A 408-nucleotide genomic window follows, 5' to 3' on the forward strand; every position below is an offset into this window, starting at 1 on the left:
CCGAGATCTACACCCGAACGTTGTCGTCGGCAGCGTCAGATGTGTATAAGAGACAGGAACTCCAGCGCCTCGTCCGACTCTTCGCCAAACAGGTCCAGATGGCGCTCCAGCACGATCTTGTCCAGCGTGAGCGTGCCGGTCTTGTCCGTGCACAGCACGTCCATCGCGCCGAAGGACACGGCCGGTACGGCGATTGCCGCGCTTCATCACCACGGCGTTGAAGTGAAAGTGATCACCGGCGACAACGAAGCCTGTCTCTTATACACATCTCCGAGCCCACGAGACCCGTGACCGAATCTCGGATTCCGGCTTGTGGGTGAAAAAGGGGGGGGGGGGGGGGGGGGGGGGGGGGGGGGGGGGGGGGGGGGGGGGGGGGGGGGGGGGGGGGGGGGGGGGGGGGGGGGGGGG

Annotated in this window: 2 protein-coding genes; one reads left to right on the forward strand and one right to left on the reverse strand. The window is 67.4% G+C overall.

Translation table 11 applies throughout. The features are described 5' to 3' along the window. Nucleotides 1–35 precede the first annotated feature (35 nt). A complete protein-coding gene (locus tag JHD67_RS22675; RefSeq protein ID WP_255557456.1) occupies nucleotides 36–158 on the reverse strand; it encodes a hypothetical protein in 123 nt (40 codons plus the stop codon). On the opposite strand from JHD67_RS22675, the gene JHD67_RS21495 reads away from it, so the two are divergent. Next, the gene (locus JHD67_RS21495) at nucleotides 148–291 is read left to right on the forward strand and encodes a hypothetical protein (RefSeq protein WP_199101174.1); all 144 of its coding nucleotides are present in this window, start codon (nucleotides 148–150) and stop codon (nucleotides 289–291) included. The two genes, JHD67_RS22675 and JHD67_RS21495, sit on opposite strands and share 11 nt — an antisense overlap. Nucleotides 292–408 lie beyond the last annotated feature (117 nt).

The sequence above is a fragment of the Dyella sp. ASV21 genome (assembly GCF_016428975.1).
Taxonomy (GTDB): Bacteria; Pseudomonadota; Gammaproteobacteria; order Xanthomonadales; family Rhodanobacteraceae; genus Dyella.